Origin of the sequence: Sphingobium bisphenolivorans, from assembly GCF_000412635.1 — a bacterium.
In the GTDB taxonomy this organism is placed as follows: domain Bacteria; phylum Pseudomonadota; class Alphaproteobacteria; order Sphingomonadales; family Sphingomonadaceae; genus Sphingobium; species Sphingobium bisphenolivorans.
Genome location: NZ_ASTG01000027.1, coordinates 23,306 through 48,891, shown reverse-complemented (window position 1 = coordinate 48,891; position 25,586 = coordinate 23,306). Strand labels below are relative to the sequence as shown.

At 62.8% G+C, this 25,586-nt stretch carries 31 protein-coding genes; 11 read left to right on the top strand and 20 right to left on the bottom strand.

Features of this window, described 5'->3' with window-relative positions; all coding sequences use genetic code 11:
* Positions 1–281 precede the first annotated feature (281 nt).
* The 13 genes from L858_RS0117130 to L858_RS20500 all read right to left on the bottom strand — a co-directional run bounded on the left by L858_RS0117130 (position 282) and on the right by L858_RS20500 (position 12,715).
* Entirely contained in the window at positions 282–1,124 is an 843-nt protein-coding gene (locus L858_RS0117130) for a helix-turn-helix domain-containing protein (protein WP_022684324.1), read from the bottom strand.
* Between the two features lie 474 nt (positions 1,125–1,598).
* Complete coding sequence (locus L858_RS20520) at positions 1,599–2,483, bottom strand: replication initiator protein A (RefSeq protein ID WP_022684323.1); 885 nt, start codon at positions 2,481–2,483, stop codon at positions 1,599–1,601.
* Positions 2,484–2,556: 73 nt separating this feature from the next.
* Positions 2,557–2,970, bottom strand: a complete 414-nt coding sequence (locus L858_RS0117120; RefSeq protein WP_022684322.1) for a PIN domain-containing protein — start codon at positions 2,968–2,970, stop codon at positions 2,557–2,559.
* Positions 2,970–3,203, bottom strand: a complete 234-nt coding sequence (locus tag L858_RS0117115; protein ID WP_022684321.1) for an AbrB/MazE/SpoVT family DNA-binding domain-containing protein — start codon at positions 3,201–3,203, stop codon at positions 2,970–2,972. The genes L858_RS0117120 and L858_RS0117115 overlap by 1 nt, the downstream gene beginning before the upstream one ends.
* A 110-nt stretch (positions 3,204–3,313) precedes the next feature.
* Positions 3,314–5,311 (bottom strand): hypothetical protein, encoded by a 1,998-nt coding sequence (locus L858_RS0117110; RefSeq protein WP_022684320.1) that lies wholly within the window; start codon positions 5,309–5,311, stop codon positions 3,314–3,316.
* Entirely contained in the window at positions 5,308–6,834 is a 1,527-nt protein-coding gene (locus tag L858_RS0117105; protein WP_152639869.1) for a hypothetical protein, read from the bottom strand. Before L858_RS0117105 ends, L858_RS0117110 begins: the two co-directional genes overlap by 4 nt.
* Positions 6,831–7,832, bottom strand: a complete 1,002-nt coding sequence (locus tag L858_RS20515; protein ID WP_022684318.1) for a glycosyltransferase family 2 protein — start codon at positions 7,830–7,832, stop codon at positions 6,831–6,833. The genes L858_RS0117105 and L858_RS20515 overlap by 4 nt, the downstream gene beginning before the upstream one ends.
* Positions 7,829–8,215, bottom strand: coding sequence for a GtrA family protein (locus L858_RS20510; RefSeq protein ID WP_022684317.1), 387 nt, complete (start codon positions 8,213–8,215; stop codon positions 7,829–7,831). The genes L858_RS20515 and L858_RS20510 overlap by 4 nt, the downstream gene beginning before the upstream one ends.
* Positions 8,212–9,126: an NAD-dependent epimerase/dehydratase family protein gene (locus tag L858_RS0117090; RefSeq protein ID WP_022684316.1), complete on the bottom strand. Its 915-nt coding sequence runs from the start codon at positions 9,124–9,126 to the stop codon at positions 8,212–8,214. The genes L858_RS20510 and L858_RS0117090 overlap by 4 nt, the downstream gene beginning before the upstream one ends.
* Complete coding sequence (rfbG, locus tag L858_RS20505; RefSeq protein WP_022684315.1) at positions 9,123–10,217, bottom strand: CDP-glucose 4,6-dehydratase; 1,095 nt, start codon at positions 10,215–10,217, stop codon at positions 9,123–9,125. The genes L858_RS0117090 and rfbG overlap by 4 nt, the downstream gene beginning before the upstream one ends.
* Positions 10,199–10,975: a glucose-1-phosphate cytidylyltransferase gene (rfbF, locus tag L858_RS0117080; protein ID WP_022684314.1), complete on the bottom strand. Its 777-nt coding sequence runs from the start codon at positions 10,973–10,975 to the stop codon at positions 10,199–10,201. The genes rfbG and rfbF overlap by 19 nt, the downstream gene beginning before the upstream one ends.
* 37 nt (positions 10,976–11,012) lie before the next feature.
* Positions 11,013–11,876 carry a transketolase family protein gene (locus tag L858_RS0117075; protein ID WP_022684313.1) on the bottom strand — a complete coding sequence of 288 codons (864 nt, stop codon included), beginning with the start codon at positions 11,874–11,876 and terminating at the stop codon, positions 11,013–11,015.
* Complete coding sequence (locus L858_RS20500; RefSeq protein ID WP_022684312.1) at positions 11,849–12,715, bottom strand: transketolase; 867 nt, start codon at positions 12,713–12,715, stop codon at positions 11,849–11,851. Before L858_RS20500 ends, L858_RS0117075 begins: the two co-directional genes overlap by 28 nt.
* 63 nt (positions 12,716–12,778) lie before the next feature.
* Here L858_RS20500 and L858_RS0117065 point away from each other — a divergent pair, with 63 nt between their 5' ends.
* The 11 genes from L858_RS0117065 (at position 12,779) to L858_RS0117015 (ending at position 20,983) form a co-directional block, all read left to right on the top strand.
* Positions 12,779–13,699 carry a class I SAM-dependent methyltransferase gene (locus L858_RS0117065; protein WP_037504897.1) on the top strand — a complete coding sequence of 307 codons (921 nt, stop codon included), beginning with the start codon at positions 12,779–12,781 and terminating at the stop codon, positions 13,697–13,699.
* Positions 13,700–13,821: 122 nt separating this feature from the next.
* Positions 13,822–14,253 (top strand): type II RES/Xre toxin-antitoxin system antitoxin, encoded by a 432-nt coding sequence (parS, locus tag L858_RS0117060; protein WP_022684310.1) that lies wholly within the window; start codon positions 13,822–13,824, stop codon positions 14,251–14,253.
* On the top strand, positions 14,250–14,684 hold the full coding sequence (locus tag L858_RS0117055) for an RES family NAD+ phosphorylase (RefSeq protein WP_022684309.1): 435 nt from the start codon (positions 14,250–14,252) through the stop codon (positions 14,682–14,684). The genes parS and L858_RS0117055 overlap by 4 nt, the downstream gene beginning before the upstream one ends.
* Before the next feature lie 182 nt (positions 14,685–14,866).
* On the top strand, positions 14,867–14,992 hold the full coding sequence (locus tag L858_RS21055; RefSeq protein WP_238564988.1) for a type II toxin-antitoxin system CcdA family antitoxin: 126 nt from the start codon (positions 14,867–14,869) through the stop codon (positions 14,990–14,992).
* A complete protein-coding gene (locus L858_RS0117045) occupies positions 14,992–15,369 on the top strand; it encodes a BrnT family toxin (protein ID WP_202951365.1) in 378 nt (125 codons plus the stop codon). The genes L858_RS21055 and L858_RS0117045 overlap by 1 nt, the downstream gene beginning before the upstream one ends.
* Positions 15,356–15,610, top strand: coding sequence for a CopG family antitoxin (locus L858_RS0117040; RefSeq protein ID WP_022684306.1), 255 nt, complete (start codon positions 15,356–15,358; stop codon positions 15,608–15,610). Before L858_RS0117045 ends, L858_RS0117040 begins: the two co-directional genes overlap by 14 nt.
* 383 nt (positions 15,611–15,993) lie before the next feature.
* Positions 15,994–17,052: a phospholipase D-like domain-containing protein gene (locus tag L858_RS20490; protein WP_022684305.1), complete on the top strand. Its 1,059-nt coding sequence runs from the start codon at positions 15,994–15,996 to the stop codon at positions 17,050–17,052.
* Entirely contained in the window at positions 17,049–18,167 is a 1,119-nt protein-coding gene (locus L858_RS20485) for a glycosyl transferase (protein ID WP_022684304.1), read from the top strand. Before L858_RS20490 ends, L858_RS20485 begins: the two co-directional genes overlap by 4 nt.
* An 18-nt stretch (positions 18,168–18,185) precedes the next feature.
* A complete protein-coding gene (locus L858_RS20480; protein WP_193742889.1) occupies positions 18,186–19,226 on the top strand; it encodes a glycosyltransferase family 2 protein in 1,041 nt (346 codons plus the stop codon).
* A 104-nt stretch (positions 19,227–19,330) separates the two neighbouring features.
* The gene (locus tag L858_RS0117020; protein ID WP_022684302.1) at positions 19,331–20,566 is read left to right on the top strand and encodes a Fic family protein; all 1,236 of its coding nucleotides are present in this window, start codon (positions 19,331–19,333) and stop codon (positions 20,564–20,566) included.
* Positions 20,567–20,701: 135 nt separating this feature from the next.
* Positions 20,702–20,983: a WGR domain-containing protein gene (locus L858_RS0117015; protein ID WP_022684301.1), complete on the top strand. Its 282-nt coding sequence runs from the start codon at positions 20,702–20,704 to the stop codon at positions 20,981–20,983.
* A gap of 42 nt (positions 20,984–21,025) precedes the next feature.
* On the opposite strand, the gene L858_RS0117010 is transcribed toward L858_RS0117015, so the two are convergent.
* The 7 genes from L858_RS0117010 to L858_RS0116980 form a co-directional block, all read right to left on the bottom strand.
* The gene (locus tag L858_RS0117010) at positions 21,026–21,946 is read right to left on the bottom strand and encodes a glycosyltransferase family 2 protein (RefSeq protein ID WP_022684300.1); all 921 of its coding nucleotides are present in this window, start codon (positions 21,944–21,946) and stop codon (positions 21,026–21,028) included.
* A 5-nt stretch (positions 21,947–21,951) separates the two neighbouring features.
* Positions 21,952–22,968 carry a phytanoyl-CoA dioxygenase family protein gene (locus L858_RS20475; RefSeq protein ID WP_022684299.1) on the bottom strand — a complete coding sequence of 339 codons (1,017 nt, stop codon included), beginning with the start codon at positions 22,966–22,968 and terminating at the stop codon, positions 21,952–21,954.
* Positions 22,969–23,192: 224 nt separating this feature from the next.
* Positions 23,193–23,867: an RES family NAD+ phosphorylase gene (locus L858_RS0117000; protein ID WP_022684298.1), complete on the bottom strand. Its 675-nt coding sequence runs from the start codon at positions 23,865–23,867 to the stop codon at positions 23,193–23,195.
* The gene (locus L858_RS0116995; protein WP_022684297.1) at positions 23,864–24,379 is read right to left on the bottom strand and encodes an MbcA/ParS/Xre antitoxin family protein; all 516 of its coding nucleotides are present in this window, start codon (positions 24,377–24,379) and stop codon (positions 23,864–23,866) included. The genes L858_RS0117000 and L858_RS0116995 overlap by 4 nt, the downstream gene beginning before the upstream one ends.
* Before the next feature lie 75 nt (positions 24,380–24,454).
* A complete protein-coding gene (locus tag L858_RS0116990) occupies positions 24,455–24,697 on the bottom strand; it encodes an AbrB/MazE/SpoVT family DNA-binding domain-containing protein (RefSeq protein WP_037504883.1) in 243 nt (80 codons plus the stop codon).
* A 37-nt stretch (positions 24,698–24,734) separates the two neighbouring features.
* Entirely contained in the window at positions 24,735–25,142 is a 408-nt protein-coding gene (locus tag L858_RS0116985) for a type II toxin-antitoxin system VapC family toxin (protein WP_022684295.1), read from the bottom strand.
* A complete protein-coding gene (locus L858_RS0116980; protein WP_022684294.1) occupies positions 25,139–25,384 on the bottom strand; it encodes an AbrB/MazE/SpoVT family DNA-binding domain-containing protein in 246 nt (81 codons plus the stop codon). The genes L858_RS0116985 and L858_RS0116980 overlap by 4 nt, the downstream gene beginning before the upstream one ends.
* Positions 25,385–25,586 lie beyond the last annotated feature (202 nt).

The following is a 25,586-nucleotide window of genomic DNA, read 5'->3' as shown; positions in this document are numbered from 1 at the left end:
TTTTACCCCCGTATAAACTCGGCAGGGCTTACACGGAGAAATCCAAGTCTCTCAAGCAATTATATCAATTTAGTATCTGGTAGCTATCCGATAGCTCAACTGTACGAAGAGTGTGATCCTTCAATATTGCACGTTGTCCCCCAGCGCCTCCGTCAATTGGCAAACTGCCAGAGACGCCTGCTTCCGCTGGGGAGCATTCGCGCCGCGGAGCGGTGCGTCCTACCTTGGGATTGGTGTAGGTGTTGACGGGAAGTGCGGCGGTTAGGCTGGGGTTGCCTGTTTTAATGACTTTGTTGGCCGATCAGGCCAACGCCGCTGATCCCTTTAATAAATGAATCCAGTAGCGGTTGCGTATCTTTATGAGACTCACGCTCTCGGGCGTCGATCGCGGCGTCGAGACGGGCGAGCACCTTGGCGAGAGGCCCCTTCAGTTCCGCCTCCGCCCGCTCTCGCCGTGGTAGGCGTGCTTGCATATGCTCAACCTCCTCGATCCGCTCGGCTTCGCGCTGGAGCTCGTCATCAGGAATGGGCGCAGGGCGCATCCAACGCGGCAGATAGGCCTGCGCCAACTTGGGCAGGAAAGCGCGATAGGCGTTCGAGGTCTGTTCATAGCGCGGCCCGGGGCCATCGCCTTCGACGCGCTTGAAACGGCGCTGGCGCACTAGGAAGCCAATCCCCTCCAATATGCGCAGCGCCCGCGCCACCGTCGCGCGGCCAAGGCTGGTGGCCTGCGCCAGATGATCATAGCTCGGGAAGACGCGGCCCTTGTTGAGGCGGGCAAGGGTCAGGATTTCCTCAAATACGCGCACGCTGGCAGCGGTGAGGGTGGTGAGGAGCCGCTCTTCCGGGGTGAGTTCGCGCCCGTCGCGCCGGGCTTCGCTGCGCAACTGGCGGCCTGCGTCCAGGATGCGGCGGGCGGCGCGGAGCAGGCGATCCGTCTCGCCCTTGCCAGGCACGACGAAGAAGACATGCTCGAACGTTCCCGCCTCGACACTGTCGCGCAGCACGGGCGCGCCGGTGGGATGCGGCGCACCCGATCGCGCTGGCGCGCGCTGTGCCTTGCGCGACATTTTCACTTGCGCGAGCGCGCCCACCAGCGCCTCGCCAAAGCCAAGCGTTCCCATTCGTCCCTCCATCGGGAAGGCCGTCACCAGACAAAAAGAGTGCGTGGCGCGAAGCGCGCATCCTTGAAACAACGTTCGATCTGGCGTAGGGAGAAGGGAGTTCAGACCCGGTTCGACGTTTGGCGACGTCGCTCCACTAACCAAATGGATGCCCGGCCTTCGTGCCGGGCTTTCTATTTATGCGGTCACAGCCACCCCTTCATTGCTACGCAGACGGCCCCCTTGGCCGATTGCAACATATTCGCAGTAATATCCGCGCGGTGGAAGCTCTTACGGTTCGTGCTTTCGAGTAGGAAAGCAAAAAATCATTCGTGCTTTCGAGTAGAAATTGCCCCTCGATTCGTGCTTTCGAGTAGAAATAGGCCGTCCCAATTCGTGCTTTCGAGTAGAAATTGGGCCGATTTCCGAATCAGCGGCGCGAATCGGAAAGGGGCTCGCCGAGCCTCCTGCGGGTCGCGACAATCAGAGGAATCGTCAGGCCTCCGCCGCCTGGTTCTCGATCAGTTCAACCGCCAGCTCCGGACGCCGGGTGATGATGACCCGCGCCTTGGCCGGCCTGCGCCCGACCTTGCGCGGGCCGTCGTCCCCCGGGGCATCCTCGATCAACTGGACGTCATAATCCGGGATGCTGTTGGCGGCCACGACCTGCCGCATGGCAATGCGGAAGTTGGATAGCGGGTTCTGGAAACCGATCTGCAACTTCAGCATCTGGAGGTCCATTTCCAGCGGCTCGCCATCGACACAGGTCGAGCGCGCAACCTCATAGATGCGCCGCTCGATCGGCCCCAGCTGGAAATAAGTCGACGCATAATCAAGCACTTGCCTGTCGCGCAAGATGGCGCGGAAGAGCCAGTCGCATAGCCGCACCTTGACCGCCTTCAGCCGCTTTTCGCCCTTGCCCGAGCGCGCATATTGCAGCCGCGCTTCGGAGAGCCAGGAGAAGAAACCCTCCTCGCCCTCGCCGCCGGCCTCGATATTGGTCTTGATCTGCGTGCCCTGAAGCCGCTCCAGCGCATCGGCGAGGCGCGAGTAGGAGCGCGCGCTGTGGTTAGCGCCGGTGACGCTGAACAGGTCATGGGCGGTGAACACGAAATCCTGCGCTACCGCCGCGCCTTCCTCGATCTTCGAGGCCATGAGGCTGGCGATGTAAAGAACGATTTCCTTGTCGTAGATGGTCGCCACGCCCCGCGCGCTCGGCCGCACCTCGATCGACACAGTGGGCGTCGAGTAGGCGAGGGGCTTCATCCAGGCATTTTTGCTAAGCGCGAAGAAGGGAAAGGCCATGAGCGACCGCTCGCCCCGGATCTCACCGATGAGCGGGCTGTCGAGCAGGAACAGCTCGCCTTGCGGGGTGCCCATTATGATCGCTCCTTGCTCATGACACCCTTCTGGCAATTTCTACTCGAAAGCACGAATCCTTCTTGGATGCACATCATCGGGACGCCGCCTCTCTGAATGGATTTTCGATCTGCAAACGGTCTTCAACCATCAAGCCATGCTGCATGTCTTCCGAATATAGTATGTCGCATCGCGCCTTGAGCGCGGATGACAGGATCAGGGCATCGTAGAAGGAAAGCTGGTAGCGCTGCGCCAGATCCACCGCGCCTGAATGCGTATCCAGATCGACATTATGGATCGTCCGGACCAACACGCGAATAGCCTGCAAGGCTTCCTCGACCTGCTCCCAATCCAGTGCGAGTTTGCGGCGTGCGACATTGGTGAATTCGTTCAGAACCTGGATACTCACATCCCCACCCCGCGCCAGCAGCGTTTCGGCGACCGCCGATCGAGGGTCATCGGTGAAGGCATAAAGGACGACATTGGTGTCCAGAAAGATTTTCGGCATCAGCGCCGCTCATTCGCTTCTTGGCGATCGAAGCTCCAGCCCGAGGGGAGGGGGCGGCGCAACTTGCGAATGCTCTCCAGCGCCGCCATGCGGCTTTGATCGCGATCGACGATGAAGGTGCGATCGCCCGCAATACGGATCTCGATGTCATCGCCTTCCTTGAGAGACAGCGCCTCGACAACGGCTGCGGGTAAACGAACTGCCAGACTGTTGCCCCAGCGGGTGACCTGCATGACTGGCTCCTTGGATATACATTATGCGCTGTATATCCTGTGAAGCTTCTCAGTCAATGAAGCATGCGCTGAAGCAAGATAGCTATCGGATACTACTTGGTATCCGATAGCTACGTCTTGGGCTTGGCTCGGTCAAGCGCCAGCATTGCAAGCCTTGCTGCCTGCTCCTCTATAGGATGGTGGCGCGGGACGAGATGATAAGCGCGGTAGCGGCCGAACGCCCTTTCCTCACGTATGTCATAGGCGGTCTGGAAGGCGCGCGCCCAAGCGTGAAAACCGGGGCCGACCATGATCCAGCCCGGGCGCTGGTAGGATGCCGCGCCACGCTGGATATAATCCACGATCATTGCGCCGGGCAGCGGCTCGAAATTGGCGACATTGTTGACGCTCGTCCATGCTGTGCCGGAAGAGGAGCGGGGAATGACCCGCCGATAGTCGAACAGCATGACCATGCCGGCATCGCGGCCGCGCAGATAGTCGAGGCCCGCCACGGCATCGGCGGAGAGGATGGCGGGTTGTGTGCCGCGCGTGGGCGTCAGCCGGGCCACCATATGCGCCGGCCCCAGGTTTACACCGGCGCGCGCCAACCCTGCCTGCCAAAATTCGAAATTGAACGTCGTCACCAAGGCAACCATCGCCACCAGCGCAGTGTGGACGAAACCCCTGACGAAGCCCCGCGCCGATGTATCGATCCGCTCCACGCCTGCAAGGACCGCCAGCAGTACGGGGATCAGCAAGGGCAAAAGGTTCAGGATATTATTGTCGTGACTGCGGCTGAGATAATAGACGCCCGCAGCGACGAACCCCAATAGGCAGGCATAGAAGCAGCGCGCGGACGAGGAGAGCCCCTGCCGCGCCAGCACGACCATAGCGAGCGCGATGGAAGCCAGCGCAACCCAGATGGCGCCCAAGGGCTTGATCGGCCGCATCCCTGGGGGGTGCTGGATATAGGCGAAGAAATCGGCCAGCGTGACGCTGCCGCCCGACAGCCACCAAAGCAGCGCCACCAGGTAGCAGACGCCAATGGCAAGTGCGACGATCGCGCGCAGCGCGCCGCGAACCAGCGCGAGCCAGGCACCGCGCGTATTTTGCGCCGCCGCGGCATCGCGCATGGCCAGATAGGGCCACCAGATCACGGTCGCGAAAAAACCGGCTTCCGGCGACCAGAAAAGATCGACCAGCCAGATCGCATGGCCGATCCAATCGCGGCGGATCTGCCGCTGCTCAGTAAGCAGAATATGGAACAGCAGGGCGGAGATGGTCAGGAAGCGCAAACCGGCAACCGCCGGCGTCATGGCGGGGCCGGCGAACTGGATCGGAAATCCCGTCCAGATGAAGCAGGCGCAGAAGAGCGCGGCCAGCGCCAGCCAGCGCATGCCTTGAGAAGAGCGCGCCGTCAGGATAATCGCGCAGCCGGTAAGGGTGGCGAAATAGAGGGCGTTGGTGACGACCGCCACATGGAACATCCCGCTCCAGCAATCAGCGCCGCAGCTCGCCCGCAAAAGCGCTGTCGGTCCCAGCCCATATTGGATGGGGAAGTCACGATAGGGCACGCCGCCGCCGCGCCACGCCTCGACCGGGGCGAGCAGGGCGCTCCAATGATGCCAGGCGGTATAGAGGGGATCGAGCCCCTCGAACGGCGTGGTAATCAGCCCCGCCAGCAGACCGATACCGCCGCAGAGCAGCATCGGCACCAGCAGGCGCGGCTGCCCCGTTTCAGGAAGCACGCGCGACTTCCAGCGCGGCAGAAAACCGGCGACCAGCGCCAGCAACATGAAAACGCTGCCGGGCCAGCGCGACAATATGGGGTCGGCTGTCCACCACCACATCACCGTCTGGAACAGCAGCACCGCTGCTATGCCGCCGAGCAGGGCGCCAATCCCCAGCCCCAGAAGGGATTGCAGCAGAAAGACGCTGAGCAGCAGAAATTCCCAATGCCGCGCACCCGTCAGGACGACCGCCCCCACCAGCAGCATGGCGCAGAAGACCCTCCCGCTCAGCCGATCGAACCAGGGACGAACGGTCAGGGGAAGGGCGGCATAAGGCACCAGCAGCACGGCGACGAGCAGCAAGGCATAGACTGCTGGAATTGTCAGGGACGAGGTCATGGCCGTTCCTGCCCATGGCGCAGCCTGTGCCAGGGCTGATCCCAGCATCTGGCCGGTTGCGTGCTGCTCACCCTCTCTGCCGGGTCGATTTTGACCGGAAAGGCGCTGCGTGCCGCGAAATAGGAGGCATGCGGCACGACCATGCCGGTCTGGCGGTGCCATGCTCCCGCCAGCGAACAGCGCGGCGCGGGTGAGGGGGCAAGGCGGAAGGAGCGGGCCATCTCCACGAAGCCGGTGACGGACCCTAGAGCAACCAGAAGGATGAACCAGGCTTTCTGCCCGCCGCTTTGCTGGCGGCTTCCCCACTCGGCAAATGCGACAGCAAGAAGGGCCAGCGGCACTATCGACGCCCGCATTTCGAAATCATTGTTCATGCCGATCACCCAGAGCGGCATGAGGAAGAGGCAGGTGCCTGCGATCAGGACGGTGGGGCGATCCGCGGCCTTGTCCCGCAACAGCGGCAGGAGAAAGGGTATGACCTCCAGCGCCAGAAGCAGGACGTAGGTGATGGCGACCGGGGGATGCAGCCCGCCCCCGACCGATGCGGCGTCGGCCGACAGGTAAAGGAGCGCCGGAACCGCCAGCAGCGCCGCAATCCCGCAGATCAACACATCGCGCCAGCTCCATGCCCCGCTCAGCAGAACGCTCACCCCGGCATAGATGGCGAAGGGCAGCGCGCCGAACAGGGCGAATGGCGACCAGAGCGCGACCAGCGGCAGGCTCGCCGCGAACAGGCCTATGGGCGCGATCCCCTTGCGCCACAGCATATAGGTGAGCGCCGCCGTCCAGCCCGCAAAGCCATGCTGGGGCACCCAGAAAATCTGGGTGATGTGCGAACTATATTGATAGCCGCCCGCCCAGCGCTCGATATGTTCCCAGTTCGCCGCGTGGGTGGCGGACTGGTTGATGAGGTTGCCGATGATGTCGAGGCCGCTGAACGCTACGAAGACGATCAGCGCGATCCATCGGGTGCGCCGTCCCTCGAACAGGGCCGAACCGATGGCGAGCAGCAGGCCGAGGACCAGCGCATTATGCGCCAGCAACGCCCAATCGCGGCCGATCTGGCTTGCGCCGCCCAGCAGGGCCGGGACCAGATACATGCCGACCGGCGCGCGCAGCAGCTGCGACTTGCCATCCAGCCAATAGTCGAACGGCCAGCGATGCTTGCCCATGTCGGCCAGCACGGCATCACGGATCTGCCAGTCGGCGGTGGCGTAGAAAAGGCGCCCCTCGCCGCCCAGCACTAGCAGGATGGCGGCGACGGCAAGACAGAGGGCAATGGTGGGCACACTCACCCGATGTGCGCCGCCGATCGCTTTCCATGTCAGAAAGGCAAGGACCGCCGGCGCCAGCAGGCCAAGCGCCGCCACGATCGACGGCGACTGGCCCAGCAGGCCGAGCAATAGGACATTGTCCAGTGCGAACAGCGCGACGAGCATGGCCGCCAGCGCCCGCAAGGGGATGGAGGCTCTGGTCATGTGCTGGTCGTAGGCTGCGGCTATTTGGGCCAGAGGCCGCGTCACGCCGCCTCCACGTTCAGTTTACGCTGGAGGGCGTGAACAGGGGGTTCGCCGCCCTGCTCCATGTTGATCCGCTCGCGTTCGACGACGAGGGGCCGCTTGCGGACCTGCGCGTGGATCGAGGTCACATATTCGCCCAATATCCCCATGAAAGCGAGCTGCACGCCCGACAGGAAGAAGAGGGCGACGATCAGCGTCATCGTGCCGCGCGGAGCCAGATCGGGCCGCGCGATATAGAGCCCGACCGACGTGATCGCATAAAGAATGCACAGTATCGCCATCGCCACCCCGGCAAAGGTGCACAGCCGCATGGGCACATTGGTGAAGCTGAAAATGCCGTTCAGCGCCTGGTCGATCAGGCGGGGCAGGTTGTTCTTCGAAATGCCCGAACGCCGCGCCGCCCAGGTATAGGGAACGATGGCGCGGCGGAAGCCGACCGAGGCGATGATACCGCGGATGTAGGGATAATGATCGTCATGGCTGACGACCGCCTCCCACACCTTGCGGTCGAGCAGCTGGAACTCGCCCACGTTCAGCGGGATGTCGATGTCGCTCAAACTCCGCACGGTGCGGTAGAAGATCGCGCGGCAGCTGCGCAGCGCCAGGCTTTCCTGCCGGTTGACGCGGGCGCCGGCGACCACCTCCACGCCGCTTTCCCAGAGCTTCACAAATTCCGGGATCATCTCCGCCGGGTCTTGCAGGTCGGCGGGAAGGAAGACGACGACCGCATCGCCAGTGGCGGCGCGCAAGGCGTTGAAATTGGAGCGGAAGGGCCCATAATTTCGGGCGTTCAGGATCACCTTCATCGAAGGGTCGCTGGCCGCCAGCCTGCGCAATATGTCCTGCGTGCCGTCGCTGCTGTCATTGTCCGCGAAGATATGCTCGCGGCCATAACCCTCCAGCGGTGCCCCGGGGGCGAAGAGTGCGGCGACGGCATCGCGGCACGCTTCCACATTGTCCGCTTCGTTGAAGCAGGGCGTCACGATGGAAATGGTCTTCATGATGTCTGCTCCGGCGAGGCCGCGAACACGAAGCGGCGCATGGCAAGGAAGGTGAGGGCGAAGATTGGCAGGATGACCGCCTGGGCGAGCAGAGGCCCCAGCCCCGCACGCATGAGGAGGTCGAGCAACAGGATGTTGAGGCTCAGCATCACACCATAGACGGCGAGGAAACGCGGCAATTTGCGCAGGTCTCGTGACTTGAACACGGCGCTGGTCGTCAGGAAATTGAACAGCACGCCCGCCACGGTGCTGACGGTCACGGCGATATGCGGAACGACGCCCAGCAGCACCTGCCCGCCATAGACCGCATAGCCGAACAGCGTATTGATCCCGCCCGCGACGAGGAAGCCAAAGAACCGGCGGTCGAGAGCGGGCGCGCTCATGCCGCCTGCCTCAACGCGTCGACCACGGTGGCAAGCCCATCCTCGATCGCGATGCTTGGGCTCCAACCCGTCGCGGCGGTTAGGCGGCTGCAATCCCCTTCCAGATGCATGATCTGGTTGGGACCGAAGGGGATATCGCCGAAGGTGAGCGGCAGGCCCGGACTGGCGAGGTCGCGGATACGCTCGACGATCGAGCGCACGGTGACGGCGCGGCCGCTCGACAGGTTGAAGACACCTTGCGCGCTGTCGGTCAGCGCGGCAGCCAAAACCCCCTGCGCGCAATCGATGATGTGGAGATAGTCCCATTTCTGCGTGCCGGCGCTGGTGCGCGGCGGTTGGCCGGCGAGGATCTGCGCGGCGACCGAAGGGATCAGCCAGTTGGGGTTGTCGCCGGGACCATAGGGCGAGAAAAGCCGCAGCCAGGCAAAGCCGATCCCCGCCTCGCTCGCGCGCTGGCGCGTCAGGTGGCAGGCGGAGAGCTTGGCCGCGCCATAGAGCAGAAACGGCTCGGTCGCGGCGCTTTCGTCGATGCGGCGGTCGTGCCGGCCATATTCGGCTTGGCTGCCGATGCCGATGAAGCGGCGTGCCCCCGCCGCAATTCCGGCGTCGAGCAGCGCGACGGTGGTGCGGATATTGTCGAGCTGGACGTCGCCCGCCCGGGCCGCGCCGCCAACGCCTTCCCAGGCGGAATGGATGATGATGTCGGGCCGCGCCTCAGCCAGTGCCGCGCTGCCCGCCGCGCTATCGGCCAGATCGGCGAGTGCGATGGCGCAGCGTCCCCCCAGCGCCACGACGCGCGGCGAGGACGGATTGCGCACCAGCGCGGTCACCTGATGGCCCTGCCGCGCAGCGAGATCGGCGACAGCCGCGCCGACAAAGCCGCCCGCGCCGGTGACGAGAATGCGGCTCATGCCGGCACCATGGCGAGAAAATCCTCCGCTTGGGCGCGGGTCGCGGCGCGCTTGTCGTCAGCGCGATACCAGTGAGCCGTCAGCGCCAGCGCCTCGTCCAGTGACAGGCGCGGACGCCAGCCCAGCGCGTCCGCCACAGCCGAGGAATCGAGCGTTAGCATCGCGGCCTCATGCGGATGCTGCCCAAGCTGCTTTTCCCAGGGCTGGGTAACGCCCCAATGAGCCACCAGCAGGTCAATCACCTCGCGAACGCTCGCCATGTCGGCGGGCGCAGGGCCGAAATTCCACCCCTTGGCGAAGCGCGCCGGATCGGCGGCCAGGGCCTCTGCCAGCAGCAGATAGCCGGTCAGCGGCTCCAGCACATGCTGCCAGGGGCGCACGGCGTCAGGGTTGCGGATTTCAAGCGCACGGCCTTCTGAAAAGGCGCGAACCGCGTCGGGCACCAGACGGTCGGCCGACCAGTCGCCCCCGCCGATGACATTGCCGGCCCGCGCCGTGGCAAGGCCGATGCCCCGTTCCATCAGGAAGCTGTCGCGCCAACAGGCGCTCACCAGCTCGGCGCAGGCCTTGCTGTTGGAATAGGGGTCATGGCCGCCGAGCGGGGCATCCTCGCGATAGCCCTCGGTGCGGCCGTCATTGGCATAGCATTTGTCAGTGGTGACCGAGACGATGGTGCGAACCGAAGGCGTCTTACGGCATGCTTCCAGGACATGGGCCGTGCCCATGACATTGGTGCGATAGGTGCCGAGCGGGTCGGCATAGGATGCGCGCACCAGCGGCTGAGCGGCGAGATGCAGGACGATTTCCGGTTCTGCCCGTGCAAAGATCGCCTCGACAGCGGCGGCATCGCCGATGTCAGCGACATGATGGTCGCAGAGCGCCGGGCCGCCGATTACATCGAACATCGCGGGTACGGTGTCAGGCGCCAAAGCCAGCCCCGTAACCTGCGCGCCTAGCGCGTCGAGCATCACCAGCAGCCAGCTACCCTTGAAGCCCGTATGTCCCGTCACCAGCACGCGCCGCCCGCCCCAGAAGGCAGGGTCGGGCTTAACCGCCCGCGCGTTGCGCCGCTTCAGTGCCAGGTCTTCCATGGTGCCTCTTGCCGCTCCCACATGCCTTCGAGCATCTGCCGGTCGCGCAACGTGTCCATCGGCTGCCAGAAGCCGTTATGGAAGAAGGAGCGCAGCTCGCCGTCAGCAGCGAGGCCTTCCAGCGGCTCGCGCTCCCAGACGCAGGCGTCGCTATTGCCGAGATAATTGCCGATCGAGCGGTTGAGGACGAAGAAGCCGCCATTGATCCAGCCCCCTTCCTCCACCGGCTTTTCGGCAAAGGCAGCGACGCGGTCGCCATCAAGGTCGAGTTGGCCGTAGCGGCTCGCAGGGCGCACCGCCGTCACGGTCGCCTTGCGGCCATGCGAGCGGTGGAAGTCGATCGCCGCGCCGACATTGAGATCGCTGACGCCATCGCCATAGGTCAGGCAGAAATCCTCGTCATCGCCCAGATAGTGCATCGCCTGCCGCAAACGGCCGCCGGTCATCGTCTCCGCGCCGGTGTCGATCAGGGAGATTTTCCAGTCCTCGCAGGCGTTGCGATGCACGTCGGTCGTGCCGCGCCGCAGGTCGATCGTCACGTCCGACATGTGGAGGGCGTAGTTGAAGAAATATTCCTTGATCATGTAGCCCTTGTAGCCAAGGCACACGATGAACTCGTCGACGCCATGCTGGGCATAGATCTTCATGATATGCCACAGGATCGGCTTGCCGCCGATTTCCACCATGGGCTTGGGCCTGACCGAGGTTTCTTCGGCGAGGCGGGTGCCAAGGCCCCCTGCAAGGATGATCGCTTTCATGGGTCATATCCTATGAACAGGCATGGTAAAGAAAGCGTTAGAGGGTGAGGCCCCCAAGGCGGTTGAGCGTGGGCTGAGCGGCGACCAAGTCGCAAATCTCCGGTGACAGCGCGATTGGCTCGATGCGGGCGGCAGCCGGGGTGCCCGCCACCGCTTCGGTCAGCCAGGACCCAAAACCGCCGTCGGCCAGATGATCCTCCAACGTGGTGATCCGGCCATGCCTTGCCAGTTGAGCGGGCTGGTCGGACTTGGCCGCCATGCTCCAGAGCGGCAGCGACCAGACGGCGCGGCCTTCCGCCCGCGCGATCGCCGCGCCCAGCGCAGCCCCGGTGGAGAGCATGATTGCATCGCTGGTCCCCTCACGCACCGGAACCCAGCGGCCCGGCGCAACCTCGGGCAGGCTCTCATGAAAGCGTGGTTCCCCCGCCTTGCCAAGGCGCAGATAGGAGGGACCGGGATTGTCCACCAGCCAGCGCAGGCAGGCCCGCGTTTCCAGCGGATCGCCGGGGGCGGCGATCACCATGTTCGGCATTGCCCGCATCAGCGCATAGTCCTGCACGGCATGGTGCGAATAGCCGAGCGCGCCATAGGCAACGCCCCCGCCCACCGCCACCACGGTCACGGGCAGGCGATGATGGTCGACATCGTTGCGGATCTGCTCGGCGCAGCGAAAGGTCGGAAAATTGGCGATGGAGTAGGTGAAGACATGATAGCCCTCGCTCGCCATCCCGGCGGCGAGGCCGGTCATATTCTGCTCGGCCACACCCGCATTGACGAAGCGGTCGGGGAAGCGATCGGCAAATTCCTCGATCACGCTATAGCCAAGATCGCCGACGATCAGCGCGATATTGTCGCGGGTTTCGGCGAGCGCGGTCAGCTCCTCGATAAAGGCGTTTCGCATCCATTTTCCCCCTCGATCTCGGTCAGCGCCTGTTCCAGCAGTTCAGGGGTTGGGTTGCGATAATGCCACTCCACCCTGTTCTCCATGAAGCTCACGCCCTTGCCCTTGGTCGTGTGCGCAATCAGCATCATCGGCCTGCCCGGCTCCCACGGCGCGCCCTCCAGCGCGTCGATCAAGGCGGCATGGTCATGGCCGTCGACCTCGCGCACCGCCCAGCCAAAGGCTTCGAACTTGGAATGAAGCGGCTCCAGCCTCAGCGTCTCGTCCACGCTCTTGAGGCTCTGCAGCTTGTTATAATCGAGAATGCAGACGAGATTATCGAGCCCGTGATGCGCGGCGAACAACGCCGCCTCCCAATTGCTGCCCTCACCCCATTCGCCATCGCTGGTCAGCACCACCGTGCGCCAGACATGCCCCCGCCGCTTCGCAGCCAGCGCCTTGCCGGTGCCAAAGGGCAGGCCATGGCCCAGTGCGCCGGTGGAAAATTCGGCGCCGGGAACCTTGTGGCTGATATGCGCCATCAGCATCGACCCGTCGGTGCCATAGGTTTCCAGCAGCGCGCGATCGATAAAGCCGGTTTCACCAAGCGCCGCATAGACGGCGACGCAGGCATGGCCCTTGGATAGGATGAATCGGTCCCGCTCAGGATGGTCCGGCGCGGCAGGACTGACCCGTAGCGCCCGCCCGTAGAGCACCGCCATGATATCGGCGATCGACAGCGCCGACCCGATATGCGAGGCCTTCGCCCGCGTGACCATGCGCAGGGCTTGCCCCCGGATACGCCGGGCCAGCGGATGGGTGTCCTGCGGCTCGGCCGCGACAAGGGGCGCTTCGATCATAGGTGCGAAAATCGTGACATATGGTTAAGATTTATTCAACCAAGCCAATCTAGCGTGGTCCTGATGAAGCATGATCCCGTCACTTCCGTACGCGCCTGTCCGCTTTGCGGAGCGGGCGCCGATCAGGCGGAGCCTTTCCTATCCGACACGCGCGATGAAAGCCGGGTCAGCGCGTCCAGCTTCGCCTCCCGCAAAGTACCGGAATATATGAGCCATGCGATGGTCCGCTGCCGCTCATGCGACCTCGCCTATGTGGACCGCCCGCCCAGCGTGGCGTCGCTCGCCGTGAGCTATCATGCCGCCGATTATGACAGCGCGGAGGAGGCCGAAGACGCCGCCGAGGCCTATGCCGGCGCGCTGGGGCCGGTGCTTGGGCAGCTGAAGGGGAGGGGGGCCGCCCTGGAGATCGGGACCGGAACCGGCGCGTTCCTCGAACGGCTGAAGGGCTTCGGCTTTGCGGACCTCATCGGCGTCGAGCCATCCAGCGCCGCCATCGCCGCCGCGCCCGCGCATCGCCAGCCCTGGATCCGCGAGGGCATCTTCGAGGAAGCCGACTTCGCACCGGAAAGCTTCGACCTCATCTGTTGCTTCATGACGCTGGAGCATGTGCAGGACCCCGGCGCACTGGTCGCCTCGGCCTATCGCCTGCTCAGGCCCGGCGGCGTGTTCGTAGGCGTGACGCATGACCGGCGCGCCTGGCTCAACCGCCTTCTGGGGCGGCGCTCCCCGATCGTCGATATCGAACATATGCAGCTATTCTCGGCAACAAGCGCCAAGCGCCTGCTTCAGCACAACGGCTATACGGCAGTTGGCGGTGCGAGTTTCCGCAACAGCTATCGGCCGAGCTATTGGCTGAGGCTGGTGCCGATGCCCGATGGCATCAAGCAGACCCTGACCCGCCTGCTGCACGGATCATGGCTCGATCGCCACCGGCTGCCCGTCAATGTCGGTAATTTCATGAGCTGGGGCTTCAAGCCGCTTTGAGGGCAGATCGCGAAGTTTCGGATCGTCTTAAAGAGGATTGCGCGCTTACCAGTTGCAGAACACCGGCCTTCACCCTATTTACAAAATGCCTTCTTTCTTCCGGCAAATTGCAAGGGCCGAAAATGTCAGCGGTAGGACGAATACAGCAGCTTCTCGGCGGCGAGCCGGTCATCGGCCCGCTGCACAATGAGCGTGACCTTATTCGCCTCATACGGCGCGGCGTGCCGACGCAGGCCGTGGATCATTTCCTCACCACCTCCGGCATCAGCTTCAATGCGCTTGATCCAAAGGTGCTGAACCTGCGGACGTTCAATCGCCGCAAGAAGAACGCCCAGCCGCTTGAGCTGGATGAATCGGATCGCCTGCTGCGCATTGTCAGCATTGTCGCCGCCGCCGATGAAACCTTCGGCAATCACGACAAGGCGCAGACATGGCTCAGCCGGTCGAACCGCCAGCTGGATGGAGAAACCCCGCTTGCCATGGCGGACACCGATCAGGGTGCCCGCGCGGTGGAGGCGCTGCTGGGGCGGATCGCACACGGCATCGCTGCGTGATCGTCTATCGGCTGTGCAAAGCCGCCCATGTCGCATTGGATGGAGAAGGTGCTCGCCTGTGGGGCGGACGCTGGAATTCGGCAGGTCGTCCCTTGCTCTATACCGCTGCGACGCCCAGCCTTGCCGTGCTGGAAGTGCTGGTTCACCTCGATCTTCCTGCCGAATTGCTACCCGACGACTTGCGGCTGCTGACCATCGAACTGCCTGACGAAATGGTTCACCGGCTTGATCCAAGCCCGACCGATGAGGTGTCCTGCCTGGCTGCAGGCGATGCCTTTCTGGATGCAGGCGACAAGTTGGCGCTACTGGTGCGCAGCGTCGTGGTGCCGCAAGAATGGAACGCACTCATCAATGTCCGCCATACGGATATGGCGCGCGTAGCGGTTCGTCATGACGAGCCGTTCCAGATCGATTCTCGCCTGATAGCTTAACCGCTACTAGCCGGATATCTCCTGGATACTAAATTCATGAGCTGGGATTTGAAGCCTCATCTGATCATAGGTGAAAGTCTGGATTGCTGCATCTATGGGCGTAGATAAACGGATGCTGCTTGGAGTTTAGGGTGGGCCAACATGAGAGCGCTATTTCCAGTCAAGCCAAGAAGCCCAGCAGTTTGAGTGACCAGATTGGGAAGGAGCAGGCCCGGCTCTGGCAGGCAGACAATGCGGCGGCGCTGGCGAGCTCCAATGCCCATGTTGATCGCCGGGGCCTGCCTCTCAGCAAACACCGCCAGTTCTAATGGCGAAATTCGATGTGCTGATTAGACCGGGAACGGGATCGCGCCAAAACAGCGATCCGAAAGATATGCAGTCCAGTATTGCCAAATGTACATACAAATGCCATTCTCTGGGATGGATAGCAAAAATGTCGCTGGGCCAGAAACATGGTGTCACGCTGGCGGAAATCGAAAGCGTGTTTGCCGGTGCGCCGTCCATAGGTCCAGATGTCGCGCACTCGACGGTGGAGACGCGCTTTCTGGCGATCGGCCGCGCCAGCAGTGGCCGTCATGTGTTTCTGGCCTTCACCTGGCGCGAACGGGACAGGGCCAGATTTATCCGTCCGATCAGCGCCCGTTATATGCACGCCAAGGAGGTGTGGCACTATGAGCAAGGATAAACCCCTTCCGCTGTTGTCCAGCAATGAGGAGGCCGAGGACTTCGTCGGTTCCGCCGATCTTACCGGCTATGATCTTTCTGCGCTTACGCCAACGCGGTTTGAGTTCAGCAGCAAGGACGCGCGGGTCAACATGCGTTTGCCCGCCGAGTTGCTGGACCAGGTCAAGGCGACAGCCGCTAGCAAGGGCATGCCGTATCAGCGGTTCATTCGCTTGGCGCTGGAGCAGGCGCTGCATCGTTAAGGCCAAATGCTCTCAACTCGCGTCTGCGTGTCATGTCCGTCCACCCCGGACCTGAATATGATACCAATCAGATATCCTATAGGTATCAATAATATCCTATGGATACTATTGATATGTTTGCTCTGACGTTGGGGCCGCATAACCACCATCCGATGTGCGTAATTCCGCTTGATCCATAGAAACGGTGCGGAATAGCGCATGGTTTAGCGATAGGTACGACCGCCTGCTTTCTGATCGCAGACTGAATAAATGCGCCGCTTTCCCGATAGATGGCCGATCTGCCGATGCCGAGTGGCCGTAGGCTTTACTCGACCATCCGGGCAAAGCTGCTAATGGGCGCGCCTACATTCTATGTGAGGAGCAACCATCAGCAGGGGGGCCGCATGATGAAATTGAAAGCAGAGGCAAGCGACGAACATGACAGCCGGATGTTCTTTGGGGGACCGGATCAGCCGCGCCGATTGCGCGATCTTCTGGAAGAACGGATTAATGCCGTTCCCGCCGGCGGAGAGATTCTGTGGGTGACCTATTATTTGCGGGATGAGCGCCTTGCCGCTGCGTTGGTTCGTGCCCACCGGCGTGGGGTGAATGTCAAGGTGGCGGTGGAAGGAGCGCCCCGGCTCAAGTCCGCCAACAGCGCCGTGATCCGCCTGCTCCAGGACCGGGAAAGCGGCATCGGTTCAGGGCTCCGGGTGGTTCATCGCGCACTGTTCCGGCATCTTCATGAGAAGCTTTACTGCTTCAGCCATCCGCGACCGGTGGCTCTTGTCGGATCATTCAACCCTTCCGGTAATGAGCCGGAGGACGAGCGGGTCATCGGCAAGATCGGCGATCAGGACCGAGGGCATAATTATCTGGTAGAGTTGGCTGGCGCGGAAGTGGGGCCGCTGATGGACCATGCCCGCCAAATGCATGAATGCCCGCGCCTCCTGTTCCAGCGTTTCGTGCGGCATACGAACGAAACCGTGGTGACCGACAGCACGACGATTTATTTCTTTCCGCGCCTTGGCAATCCGCTTCCCGGGCGGCTCGATGCCTTGCAGGCCGGCTCCCGGCTGCGGATCGCCGTCTCCCACTTGCGGGACGGGAGCATCGCCGATCTTCTTGTACGGCTTGCGAAAAGGGGCGTGCATGTGGAGCTGTTGACCGAAGCGACGACCCGGCGCGTGCCCCGGCGGATCGAGAAACGCATCCTGGCTGGCGGCGTCTCTTTCCGCCGCTTTCATCATCCCCAAGGCTTTCCCATGCACAGCAAATTTCTGCTGGCCGAGGGGCCGGGGGAACGCTGGGCAGCGTTCGGCAGCTTCAATCTCACGCTCACATCGCGCTGGCTCAACAATGAGCTTCTGGCAATCTCGAAGGATGAAGCGCTCTTCGACGCCTTTGCCCGGCGCTGGGACGCCATGCAGGCCCACCATGACGGGCAGGGGGGAAGGCCATGAAGGGGCCGGTCGCCTTTCTTTTCCTGGGCGAGACGCTCCTCATTCCGCATCTTTACCCGATCGTCGAGGCGCTGGCTGGCCTGTCCGACGTCCCGATCGATCTTTGGGCGAGCACATCGGTCCATGAAGAGCTGCTCGCGCGATGGACCGCGGAACTGGACAGACCCACCATCCGCATCCGCCGCGCGCCGGGCTTCCGCAGAGTGCAGGGAGGCGGCGACGGCCGCAACCCCGCCTTGCCCGCCAAACTGCCGATGCTGTTTCGCCTGCTGCCCCATCTGATCCGTGCGCCCATCGCCGTTTGCGCCGAGCAAACCAGCCTCTGGCTTCCAACCTTGCTGCCCTTGCCCACCCGGTTCGTCAAAACATCGCACGGCGTCGGCTCCATGAGTGCGCGGGACGATCGCCGCCGCCGCGCCCCGCGCCTGACGCTCGTGCCGAGCGAACGGGAGCGCCAGACCTATCTGGATCGCGGTTTCGCCCCCGATCGGATCTTCGCGACCGGCTATGTAAAGGCCAGCTTCCGCCAGCGCACCTACCGGCGCCCGCCCTTCAGGCAAGAGCGGCCGACCATCCTCTTCACGCCCCATTGGCAACCGCATCGCTCCTCATGGCCGCAATGGGGCAGGCAGATCGTCGAGCAGTTGGCGGAACAGAGCGATTATAATGTCATCATCGCCCCGCATCAGCGGCTGGTGGAGAAAGCGCCTGAATTGCGGGAGGTCATGGCGAAGGTCGCGAACCTGCCGCATGTCCATTGCGATCTCGACAGTTTCGCGATGGTCGACGGCAGCTACACCGAAGCGGCCGACATTTATCTGGGCGACACATCGAGCCAGGTGCTGGAATATCTGATGCGGCCACGGCCCTGCCTCTTCCTCAATGCCCATGGCATCGCCTGGCGGGACGATCCTTCCTATGCGCAGTGGAAATGCGGGGAGGTGGTGGACAGGCTTGAGGATGTCCTGCCCGCACTCGCGCGAGCTCCTTCTGAGCATCCGCACTATGCGCCGGTCCAGCAGGCCTTCGCTAGTTCCTCGCTGGGCGACACCGGCCCCGACGTGCCGGCGCGGGTGGCGAGGCACATATTGACGCTCCTCGAACAAAGCGCCTGATCGGGAAAGAGAATGAGCATGCCTGTCCCCACTGTCTCCGTCATCATTCCCGTCTTCAATCGCGAGCATTTCATTCGCGACGCGGTCGGCAGCATCATCGCCCAAACCTTCCGCGACCTTGAGATTATCGTGGTCGATGACGGGTCGAGCGACGACAGCGTCGCGGCGGTTCAGTCGCTAGGCGATCCGCGTGTGCGCGTGGTCAGCCACAACAGCAATCGCGGGATTCCGGCGGCGCGCAATACGGGCGTCGAGCATGCACGGGGCGAATATATCGCCTGGCTCGATAGCGATGACGTCGCCGATCCCCGGCGCATCGAGGAACAGGTCCGCTTTCTTCGCGCCAACCCCAATGTCGCACTAGTCGGCTGCTGCGCCGGGAAGCTGGGCCAGAACGCCAAGCGCATCAAGGGGACACGCGTCCCTCCGCTCGCGCCAAAGGATATCGCGGCCTGGCTGCTGTTTCGCTCGGCCTTTCAGCAATCTTCCGTCACCGGCAGGACGGCGATCTTCAGACAATTCCCCTATCGCGCCGAATATCCCGTCTGCGAGGATGTCGATGTCTTCCTGCAGATCGCCGAAGCGCATGAGATGGCCAACCTCCCCCGCATTCTCATCTACCGGCGCCTGCATCAGGGGCAAACGGTCCGGCTTCAGCAGGATCTGATCCTCGACCGGAAAATGAAGCTGCTTGCCCCCAGGCTCACCAAGATGGGAATGACCTTTTCCGAAGAGGATCTGCGCCGGCACGCGCTGCTGGGCAAGAGCAAGATCAGCCCGGCGGAACAAGGGCCGGGTTATCTGCCCTGGGCGAAGGCCTGGCTCACCCGGATGCGCGAATGCAACCGCCGGACCCGCTATGTCGACGAGGAGAGCCTGCGCCTCGCCTCCAGCGTCTTCTGGCTGACCGCCTGCCGCGCCGCGACGCGAAAGCAGGGGATCCACCAGACGCTTGTGAAGGGCGCCAGTTCAAGCCTGCCGCTCGGCCTCTTTTCGCCGCAAAGCCTCTCTTGGCTGAAACATGCGCTGCCCCTGCTTCTTGGCGCGTCGCGCGGGTGAGGCATTCTCCAGTATTATCGGCCAAATGATCGGCCATATACATTATATGAGATATAATTAAGCTCGATATTGCCTTGCTTTTTTCCACCGGTAAGATCGGCCAAATGTCCATCGGCCATCTCGAAGAATCTCCCAGTCGCATCGAACCTGCCCGGATTGACACCCTAAGCGGAGACCTGCCCGATCTCCTGGCAGAGGTCGCCGCCAAGGCAGAGGGCTTGGGACGGTCGCTCCATCCACGAACAGCCGCCAATCTTGCAGACCTCGTCCGGCTGATGAACACCTATTACAGCAACCTGATCGAAGGCCACAACACGCGCCCCCGCGACATCGAACGGGCGCTTGCAGGGGCGCGAGACGAAGGGCAGCGCGATCTCCAGCAAGAAGCCGTCGCGCATTATCGCCTACAGGAACATATCGATCGGCAGGCAGCCGAGGGCACTCTTCCCGACCCGGCAGATCCGGACTTCATCCGGAACCTTCACCGAGAATTCTACGCGGACGCATCAGCTGAAACGCTGACCATCCGTCATGGCGATCGATCCTTCCTCATGATCCCCGGCCAATGGCGGGCGACGCCTGACCAGGATGTCCAAGTCGGCAATCATCTGCCACCGGCCAGCGACCGGATGCCCGACTTCATGGATTATTTTCATCTGCGCTTCGCGTTCGAACCGGCATCGGGACGCGTTCTGCAGGGCGTCGGATCCGGCAAGGCAAAGCGCATTCTTGCCATGGCGACCGCCCATCATCGCTTCAACTGGATTCACCCCTTTCCCGACGGCAATGGCCGCGTCAGCCGCTTGATGAGCCACGCCATGGCGCACAAGGCCGGCATCGGAGCGCATGGCCTATGGTCGATCTCACGCGGCCTGGCCCGCGGTCTTCAATCGGCGCTTGAAGGCCGGAATGAATATAAGCGGCATATGGCGTGGGCTGACGAAGTGAGGCAGGGCGATCGCGACGGCCGCGGTCATCTGTCGCTGAAAGGGCTGGAAATCTTTGCAACCTGGTTTTTGCGGGTATGCCTGGATCAGCTGGCCTATATGTCGGACCTGTTCCAACTTGATGCCTTGTCGCAAAGGCTCATCCGCTATGTCGCGCTCAGTCCCACCCTCCCGACGGAGGCTACGCGCCTTCTCCAGGAAGCGCTGATACGGGGCGAGTTCGAGCGTGGTGAAGCGGAACGGATTACCCAGCTGCCTGAACGTTCGGCCCGCCGCGTTCTCAAGCAGTTGACCGATGAAGGTCTGCTCGCGTCTGAAACACCCAAAGGGCCGGTTTCCCTCCGCTTTCCAAGCGATACGCTGGAAATCCTATTTCCGCGCCTATATGCATGATCATCCCTGCGATACCAATAAGATATCCAGTAGCTACTAAGTATAGCCTTGCTGATCGACGCACTGAATCAGTGCGCCGACACTGACTCATACAAACCGTAAGACGCAGGAATCCCACCCGCCTATCCTGCCGTCATGGAGCGCCCTTTCCCGCCCCGCCTCATCCATCTGCGCGCGCTCGATCCTGTCCGCAACATCGCGCGCGATTACAGCATCTGGATGAGCGTCGACTTGTTCGGGGACTATGTCGTCGAAACCTGCTGGGCACGGATCGGCGCCGCCGGACAGCGACAGAGGTTCAGCTTTCCGGATGCGCTCTCGGCGCGGCGGCATGTGCGGGCGATCTTCAGGAAAAGGCGGGGCGCGCGGAAACGGATCGGGGTCGACTATCGGCTCGTAGCGGTTGCGACGGGCTAAGCGGCCCGGCCTCTGTGAGCCGCGCAGGCCTGCTCAACAGAGCTATTTATATTCGATCAACAGCATCTTGCGTGCTCGCAGACTACTCCACCAAAAGCCCAATTGCCCGAAACAATGGGGCACTTTCCCCAGCACGATATGCGTCGCATAGATCGCGCCCGAGCGGCGATAGACGCGCCACCACAGCACAGGCCATAGCAGCCAGAAGGGCGGCAATCCCCAGAGCAGATTGCTCAGCAGATATTTGATGAGCCTCGGGTCCTGCGCGCCGCGGCGATGGTACGCCTCTGCCCCGGCATGGCCGCTGCGCCGATTTCTCTGCCACCATTGCCGCCATGTCGTCATCGCCACGTCGTGCAGCGTCATCTCGTCGGGCAAGCGGACGATCTGCCAACCGCACTGGCGCATCCGGTAACACATATCCCCCTCTTCGCCCGCGATCAGCGAGGGGTCATAGCCGCCCACCATCAGCATGGCCTGCGCCCTGACCAGCGCATCCCCGCCGCAGCTTTCCGCAAGGCCGGCGAGGCCATCCCATTCCATGTTGCAGACATGGTTGAAGAGGGTCCGGTCTGGATAGCGTTCACGCCGGCGACCGAAGACGACAGCGGTGCGCGCATCCTTCGCGATTCCCGTGCGTGCCGCGTCGATCCAGTCCGGATCAAGCTCGCAGTCGCCGTCGATGAACTGGACCAGCGGCGTATCGGGCCACAATTCGCGCAGGCGCGCAAAGCCGGCATTGCGGCCGCGCGCGGCGGTAAAGGGCGATGCGGCATCAAGCTCGATCACCTCGACGCCAAAGGTCCGTGCGAGACCGGGGCTGCCGTCCTTCGAACCGGAATCGACATAGACGACGCGGTCGCTGCCCTGCGTCGCCGATTGCAGGCAGAGGCGCAGCCTTTCCCCTTCGTTGCGCCCGATCACCACGATGCCGACGTCCTGCGCGGCTTGTATGATCGACATATTCCTCACCCCTTGTGCAGGCACGATCCCGCTGCCGACAGGGCGAGGAAAGCCATGCCGACCGGAGCGGGAGGGATCAGCTTCAGAAAGAAGGGCAGGGCTTTGCGCCAGAGTGCGCTGGCGCGCTGGCGCGCCGGCATGTCCTGCGCCAGATCGGCGATCTGACGCCGGGACAGGCCCGATCGCTCGCAGAAAAAGGGATGCCGCGTCGTCGTGGCGAAATAGCCATAATAAAGCGCGGCCCTGTCCTTGTCATAGGCCGGTGCGCCACGGTGAAAGAAACGCGCCGTGTCGGCGAAAACGACCGTTCCGGCGGGGCCGGGGCAACTGACGATGGCGCGGGAATAATCGGGTCCAAGGCGCTCGCTCAGCAGCTGCTCGGTGCCGAAATCAAATTCATAGCGGTCATCCACGCCCTGCGACGGATCGACGCGGCTGATCAGTTCGAAGGGGCCGCCACGGTCGGTCACGTCGGTGCAATAGACGGCGACCTTGATCACCTTGCGGTCCTCGCGATCGCGATGCCACAGGCGCGTGCCCAGTTCGGTTCCATCTGCCACGGTGTAGATGAGCGTCATCCCGTCATAGGCGACGGGCAGGCCAATATGGGCCTCGGCGATGTCCAGCAGCCGTTCATTGAGGCCCCACTGGAATATCTCCGGCTTGTCGATCAGGGCCGAAGCCGGCGCGCTGATGAACGCCCGCCCCGCCCGTGCCTTTTGCCGGGCGCTCTCGGTACAGTCGCTCGCCACCTTTTGCGCCGCGCGCAGCATCTCCGCCGAGTGCGGGAGGCCAAGCGCATCCAGCGAGGTGACGAACAGGCCGTCCCGTTCCAGCCCCTCGATGATCGCCAGGTCAAGGCCGTTCAATCTCGGCAGGGAAGGGCGATGCCTGTCGAGCGCCGCATCGTAGCGCCGTTTGAGGCGGCGGCGGATCAGCCCCAGGTTCGACATAGTGAAGGCGAACTGTGCCGGCTTGTCACCGAGCCGGTTCAGGATTTTCCTCGAAAGCGCCGTCGCCATGCCGAAATCCTTCGATAAACCGCCCTACCGCGTCCTCACAGGCGGTCGGCGATCTCATCTTCCACAGGAACATAGGTTAGTCTGCGACAACATTTGCTGCGCTTGCACATAGCAAGCAACTCGGAGTTTTCCGCCCCGAATCCTCCGCGGGGATAGCTGGGCCGACGGTCACGCCAACGGCACATCCTTGCTCGCGACGGATGCGAGGGCGATACTCAGCCAGTCTATTGGCGCAGGCGACGGACGTTTATCGCTCGCGCGCGGGCTTCGACGCTGATCTCGAAATGATCGGTCTGCATGACATTGGTGATGGCGGGCGGAATGAAGGCGGCCATGCTCGTACCGCCGCGCCGCCGCAGGCTGTCGAAGATGATGCCCGCTCTTCCCTCGGAACGGAGCTGCTCCCCGAACGGCTGGGCGGCGGCATAGCTGTCGGGCCGGTAGAGGTCGGGGCGCTCGCCCTGCAATCCCCTGATGTCGCAATAATCCTCGCCGGCAAGCTTGGCCGAATAGGCTCGGTAGGTTCGGCTCATGGCCGGCACGTTGCGGGCAATGGCCTCGCGGCGGAGATGATGGCCCACCTCGGCCGCCGCCGTCTCGATCTCCTTCGAGGCATACCAGGCGCCCAGATCCGGGCCGTTGAAGCGCATGCCCTCGGGCGCGCTGTGCAGGAAGGCCGCCATGATGACGCTGCTGTTGGGCCGGCCATAGACCCATTGAGATTGCGGCAGCCGGTGCAACCGATCGGCGGCGAGGCGGTCGTTGGTCCAACCCGCCAGTTCCATGACCGCCTGCGCATCGGCTGCGGTGGCGACCGTGTCGAACAGGCCGATGGGCGGGAAGCGCGAAGGGATAAGCCGATAGCTCGGCTGCGGCGCGCCGGTGAATGTGCCGGTCACTGGAAGATGATCTCGCCATCCTCATAGGGCGCGAAATCCGCTTCCGCCGCGGTCGGCGGCATATAAAGACCACCCCTCGCCGCATCGAGGAAGCGGCGGACCGTCATCAGCCCATCCTGCGTGCCGTTGGCGGCGAGCGTGAGCGGCGGCCTGCCTCCAAAGACGCGCGCCTCATGCGGCTGACGAAGCCATGCGACGCCATCACGCTCCTCGGCGAAGAGCATGGCGAGCGCCTGGTGGATACCAAGGACGGCGGAAATGCGGGTCAGCACATCGACATCGAGCGTGATCGACCCATGCTCCCGCACCTGCTTGCACCAGCTATGGAAGGTGGAGCGCGACGGATAGCCCAGCATCAGCCGCCGCTGTTCCTCGTTCAGCCCCCAAAGGTCGGCGATGGCGAGGAAGGTGCGCAAAGCGGGTGCGCTGAGGCGGCGGCGGTTGGACGGCTCGAACCGGGACAGGTCCAGCGCACGCTGCGCTACGTCGGAGGCATAAGGCAACTGAGGCATAGAGCTTCTCCTGATCCAGATATAGTCCAGATCGGAACAAAAGCAATTTACTAGGTGACCCTATTCAAGCGGCCATCACCAAAATTTATTCCCGGCGGACGAACCAAACTCTACCGGGTCGGGAAAAGTATCTGACGTCATCCCGGCCAGAAGCTCGTCCAGATTATAGGTGGGCGAAAGGACAGGCTCGATGACAATGCGTCCTTCTTCCTCTCGCACCTCGACCTCCTGATCAATGCGGAGAGCGACCGCGGCCATGATCGGTGCAGGAATAGGAATTGCAGCGCTGTCGCCCCATTTCTTGATCTGCACACGCATATTCACCTCCATCTATCCCCATTTACGATCCAAATCGTCAGCCCGATCGTTTCATTGGCCGAATGATCTTCACCTTGGCCCCGATCTTTTCGGCGACCGAGGCCCATTGCTGATCGGCGGTCCATGCCGGCACTCCGTCCCGCAGCGCCAAGGCCAGGCAGAAGCGGTCGCCGAGCGACAGTCCCGCCTCGGATGTCTCCGGGCGCAAATGGCCTGCGATCCTGGCGAGTTCGGCATCCGCTTCCACCAGCGTCACGGGTAAGGGGCGCAGCATGGCATCGACTTCTGCAGGCGGCATGCCGTTCTGCACGAAATGACCCGTCACTTCGGCAAGGTTCACCACGCACATGCGCGAGCCGATAAGTGCGCCCGCCACCTTGTCGCCACCGGGTTCCTCCCGCAGCATGGCGAGCAAGGCCGAGGCGTCCAGAACAATGGAGGTCATTCGCCGCTTTCCGCGCGACGGTTGGCGAGGAAGCTATCGACCGAGGCCTCCGGCTTGTCCGCCGTATATTTGCGAGCCAGCGCGCGGGCATGAGCTACGGACTGGGCAACGGTGCGCAGGATGACACCGTCAGGCGTTTCCTCCACAAGCAAGGCCCCTCCGCCCGAAAGGCCCAGACGCTTTCGAAGATCGACGGGCAGGCTCATTCTGCCATTCGGAGTGATATTCACTTGTATCGCCACATCAGCACCCCTTTAACGCTTTTCGCTCCAATAAGCATATTTGGCTATCTATGCCATATATGTCTATTTGTGCCACTATTTAACACCACGCCATACCCGACACATCGCGGCATGATCTCGCCTGATCCTGTGATAATGTCCTTTATCAAAGCCTTCCCCCTCGGCGTCTGTAATGGTAGAAAAGCATCTATATTTCTAGAAA